The sequence below is a fragment of the uncultured Clostridium sp. genome, from assembly GCF_900547735.1.
GTDB lineage: Bacteria > Bacillota > Clostridia > Lachnospirales > Lachnospiraceae > Otoolea.
Genome location: NZ_URHZ01000144.1, coordinates 1 through 4646, shown reverse-complemented (window position 1 = coordinate 4646; position 4646 = coordinate 1). Strand labels below are relative to the sequence as shown.

The window sequence follows — 4646 nt, the reverse complement described above, 5'->3', positions numbered from 1 at the left end:
CACCATCCCGAACCCCGACCGTCACCGGCGGCGTTCTCATTCCTCAATTAAATCCTTATTTCTTAAGAGCCTCCTCAAGCCGCTCCAACGCCTTCAAGATAACGGCTGTAGGACAAGCCATATTCACGCGCTCAAATCCCTCGCCCTCCTCGCCGAACTTATAACCTTCATCGAAGAATAGCTGCGCCTCCTTCTGCATAATCCGTTCCTGCTCCCGGGCATCCCAGCCGTAGTCGCGGAAATCCAGCCACTGCAGGTAAGAACCTTCCATCTCCACCGCATGTACGCGGGGAAGCCGCTCTTTCAGGAATTTGACAAGCTGTCTCTTGTTTTCGTTAATTACCGAGAGCATCTCTTCCATCCATGCGTCGCACTGGGTGTAGGCAATTTCCACGGCCCGGTAGCTGAGCGCCGGCAGCCAGTTCGGATGAAGGACTTTCGACATCTCCTCCAACAGGGCGGTGCGCTTCTCCTCATTCTTAACAAAGATGCATCCCGATTTGATTCCCGCCAGGTTAAAGGTCTTGCCCGGAGAAATGCAGATCATGCAGTTGTCGGCAAATTTCTCAGAAACAGAGGCAAACGAGGTAAATGTATATCCCTCCATGACGAGATCACAGTGAACCTCATCCGAGATGACGAACACATTATTTTCGAGGCAAATTTCCCCAATCCGTTCGATTTCTTCCCTGGTCCACACTCTGCCCACCGGATTGTGGGGATTGCAGAGTATCAAAAGACGGCAGTCGGGCTCTTTGGCGAGCTGTTCCAGAAGTTCAAAATTGATCCGGTATTCCCCTCCCTGATAGATCAGAGGGCAGCGGAGCAGTTTTCTGCCGTTCCGGGTGATTCCCTCCGCAAACGGAGGATAAACGGGAGTCATCAGGATGACGCCTTCCCCTTCGCGCACAAATGCGCGGATGCCGCAGCAAAACGCATTGATAACACCGATAGAATTTATAAGCCATTTCCGATCGGGTTCCCATCCGTAGCGCCGCTTTACCCAGGAAGTGACCGCTGTTTCATAGCTTTCCGTCGGAGCCTGATAGCCCAGCACGATCTCATCGAGACAGGCTTTTAACCCTTCTGTTATCTCCGGCGGATTCTTAAATTCCATGTCTGCGATAGAAAAGGGCACGATTCCTTTTTCCATTCCGGGGTTGTCAATCTTCATCTGCTCCCACTTGACCGAACCGGTTCCCGACCGGTCGAGAATTGTTTCAAAATCATATACTTTTTGAATTTTGTCCATCTTCCCACTGCCTCCATATCAATACGTGAAAAATCCAGGCGCGAACGCCACACGGAATATTACCTGTGAACAGTTTCCTTATTCCTCCATCTCGAACAGGAAATGACAGCATCCGTCCTTGAAGAAATGTTTATCATGTGTACATTTGAATTTCTCGTTGTATCCTTCCGCAATGGCCGGATCGATCATCTCGCAGTAATGAATGCCGTATTTCTCGTCGTGATCCTCCATAAACTGCTTTGCAAAGATACATTCCGTAAAGTTCTGCTCCACCGTTTTCTCACGGATATCGTTCTCGCTCTTGAACAGCTCGCTTCTGCCCATATCGTAGCAGGAGAGATAGCTCTTCGCATCATTCTCATGTCCCATCGCTTTGGCACGTTCTGCGATATTTCTTCCGCGCTCCAGTCCGAACTGACGCACGCCTTCTCTGACGGCCTTTACACCCTCCTCACCACAGGCTTTCTCCACTTCTCTCGTAATGTGGGAAAACATTTTTGCAAAAAGCACATACATATCCACCGGTTCCAGTTCCAAATCTTTGTCTTGCATCTTATTCATCCTCCTTGTCAAGTTTTCTTATCATTTCATATAATACTCTGCTTCCCGCCTCCATGGCCTCATAGTCGATCCACTCGTCCGGATGATGGCTGATTCCATCCCGGTTCGGCAGGAAAATCATGGCAGTATTCCACAGCTTTGCAAATATCATGGAATCATGGCCCGCTCCGCTGTTAAGCCTCATGTTTGTATAACCCAGTTCTTCGCAGGTTTTCTCAATGCCGCCGGCCAGCTCCGTATTCATCTTTACCGGCTCTTTTCTCGTCAGTTCCTGAACCTCCACCTGCATGGAGTATTTTTCGCTTACCTCTTCCGCGTATTGCTCCAAATGCTTCAGGATATCCCTGATGATTTCCTCCTCGCCCGATCGGATATCCAGTGAAAACTCGCACTGTCCCGGTATGCTGTTCATGCTACCCGGGGAAAGAGTCACCTGGCCGGCAGTCAGCGTCGCCTGGCCGCAGTAATTCTCATACACGTAATCATGAATCCGGCAAAGCAGGTGGAATGCCCCTGTTCCCGCGTCTTTTCTGAGATTCATCGGAACGGTGCCGCTGTGTCCCGCCTGTCCCGTCACTTTTACAACAAGCCAGGAAAGTCCCACTATGGTATCCACAATCCCGATTTCCTTTTGCCCCTGTTCCAGCACAGGTCCCTGTTCTCCGTGGATTTCCAGGAATGCCTTAATGTTCTCGTCTTTTCTCGATACGCCGTCCAGTTCTCCGCTCAGACCATACTCATTCATAGCCTGACGCATGGTTTTGCCGTCTTCCGTACCGACAAATTCATCGAGCTCGTCCGTCCCGTAAATTCCCGCGATAAACTGGCTTCCCAAAAGGGCTTTCCCAAACCGGGTGCCTTCCTCGCCGATCATTCCCAGGGCCTCATATGTATGGCGCAGCGGGACCCCGCTCTCTTTTACCATCCTGGCCGCCTCTATGGCGCACAGCACCCCTGCGATTCCGTCAAAGGCGCCCGCGCACCGGACCGTGTCCAGATGGGAACCGGACAGGATTTTCGAAAGTTCCGGTTCCGTCCCCGGCAGCGTGCCGATGAGGTTTCCCACGCCGTCCTCACGCGTCTTTAGCCCGCAGTCTTCCATCACGCCTCTGACATAGGAAACACCCTCTTTATATGCTTTTGAATAGCTGTAGCGCGTGGTTCCGCACTGGCATGGTTCGGAAATATTCTTTAATGTCTCGATTTCTGTCTGAAGCCGTTTCGTTGTTTCTGTCTCCATCTCTTCCACTGTGCCGCCTGCTGTGTTACCGTTTCTTCAGGCTGCGGATCTCCTTTCTGTTTTCTATTTGCCTATCATAATCTCCAGAATCTCACGGTCGGTGTCCTTCATTCCGTCTTTGCCCAGACGGCCTACCGATGCGATTGTCTCCTCGACTCCCTTTTTCACAATTCCGTCGCCCGCGCGGAACTGCTGATCCTCGGCAATCATCAGATATCCGAGAATTCCGGCTTCCACGGCCGTCCCAATCTTGGCCGCGCAGGAGGCCTTGGCCCCGTCACAGACAATTCCGGACGTAATTGCAAGGCAGTTCACAATTGTATGGGAAATCGTCCTCAAATCACCGCCCTTCAGGTATGCGATGGCCGCTCCGCTGGCACAGCCTGCGCTGACGGCTCCGCAATATGCGGAAAGAGGGCCAATCCCTGTTTTCTGGTGAATGGCGATCAGATTGGAAAGCACCAGGGCGCGGTACATCTTCTCTTCACCCACCTGCAGTTCACGGGCAAATTCAATAACCGGGATGGATGCCGTAATTCCCTGGTTGCCGCTGCCCGAATTGATGATAACGGGAAGCTCACAGCCGCTCATCCTCGCATCGGAACCGGCCGCCGCCTTCGCCTTCGCACGGACACGCACATCCGTGTCCCCATATGCCTTTAACAGCACCTTTCCGATGTTGGCCCCATAGTTCTTTGTAAGCCCCTCTTCAGCAATCGCCGTATTGTAGGCAATCTGCCGCGCAATGACTTCCTTCACATCTTCTATTTTAACACAATCGGCGAACTCCAGGATACCTGCAACCGATAAAAGTTTCTTTTCTTCGCTCAGATTTCCGTCATCCCCGCCGCAGTCCAGCAATTTTTCAAACAGCTTCTCACCGTTTTTCTCCACCAGGACCACATTCGTATGTGAATTGGCGATTCTGACCAGAACATAGTCGTCCGCTTTCTTCAGCAGGATCTGCACATCCAGTATCAGGTCGGAATCGGCGATGTTCACCTCTATGATCTTTTTTTCCACAAGAGCCTTGATCTCTTTCTTTTCCTCTTCCGTCACCTCGCTGATCACTTCCAGCTTTTTCTCGGATTTTCCGCCTATCAGGCCTGCGGCCACCGCCGCCTCAATCCCCTTCATCCCATTCGTGCCGGGCACTACGACGCTCTTTACATTTTTAATAATATTTCCACTGGCCTTAATCTGAATCACATCCGGAAACGCTCCAAGACATTCTCTGGCAATGGCTGAAGCGTATGCTATGGTGATAGGCTCCGTGCATCCAAGGGCCGGTACCAGTTCCGACTTCAGGATATTCAGATAGGTATCATATACGTGCTGTTCCATCCCGCTCTCCTCTCTTTTGACTATATTATCGTTTTTTTGACTATAATATAATTTTATATTCTTTTTAGCGGCTTGTCAATTCTTTTCTTTCATATAGGAGAGAATTAGTTGAGATGCGAGGACGCCTCTGTAAGATGGTGGACGGGGGAGTGGGAGGGTGTGTATGAGTCTTCAGTCCCGGTTTGTAGGTTGTGGCGAGGGGGAATCCAGGAGAAAAAATTCCTACGGGGACTCGCTCCCGCTTGTGGA

At 51.1% G+C, this 4646-nt stretch carries 4 protein-coding genes; all 4 read right to left on the bottom strand.

Going from position 1 to position 4646, the window contains the following annotated elements; genetic code table 11:
* Positions 1-55: 55 nt before the first annotated feature.
* Positions 56-1252 carry a MalY/PatB family protein gene (locus QZT18_RS23330; protein ID WP_294152123.1) on the bottom strand — a complete coding sequence of 399 codons (1197 nt, stop codon included), beginning with the start codon at positions 1250-1252 and terminating at the stop codon, positions 56-58.
* 78 nt (positions 1253-1330) lie between these two features.
* The gene (locus tag QZT18_RS23325; protein WP_294152121.1) at positions 1331-1804 is read right to left on the bottom strand and encodes an L-2-amino-thiazoline-4-carboxylic acid hydrolase; all 474 of its coding nucleotides are present in this window, start codon (positions 1802-1804) and stop codon (positions 1331-1333) included.
* A gap of 1 nt (position 1805) precedes the next feature.
* Complete coding sequence (locus QZT18_RS23320; RefSeq protein WP_294152125.1) at positions 1806-3053, bottom strand: M20 family metallo-hydrolase; 1248 nt, start codon at positions 3051-3053, stop codon at positions 1806-1808.
* Positions 3054-3116: 63 nt separating this feature from the next.
* A complete protein-coding gene (locus tag QZT18_RS23315) occupies positions 3117-4397 on the bottom strand; it encodes a serine dehydratase subunit alpha family protein (protein WP_294152119.1) in 1281 nt (426 codons plus the stop codon).
* Between the last annotated feature and the right edge of the window lie 249 nt (positions 4398-4646).